Source organism: Phytoactinopolyspora endophytica, assembly GCF_004138495.1.
Classification (GTDB): domain Bacteria; phylum Actinomycetota; class Actinomycetes; order Jiangellales; family Jiangellaceae; genus Phytoactinopolyspora; species Phytoactinopolyspora endophytica.
Window position 1 is genome coordinate 31,097 of the sequence record NZ_ML142879.1, and the last position, 299, is coordinate 31,395.

The window sequence follows — 299 nt, forward strand, 5'->3', positions numbered from 1 at the left end:
ACGCAAGCGAGCCGAGTCCGCGCTGATCACCGTGGTCGCTGACTGCTACCTCGCCGGAGTCTCGACACGCCGCATGGACAAGCTGGTCAAGACCCTCGGCATCAACTCCCTGTCCAAGTCGCAGGTCTCCCGCATGGCCGCGGACCTGGACGAGCACGTCGAGCAGTTCCGGCACCGGCCGCTGGATGCCGCGGGGGGTGTTCACGTTCGTGGCCGCGGACGCGCTGACGATGAAAGTGCGCGAGGGTGGACGGGTCGTGAACGCCGTGGTCCTGATCGCTACCGGGGTCAACGGGGAC

Annotated in this window: 1 pseudogene; it reads left to right on the forward strand. The window is 67.6% G+C overall.

The annotated features are described in order from the left end of the window. A pseudogene (locus tag ELR45_RS41890) lies at positions 1 to 299 on the forward strand (transposase); the annotation flags it as partial.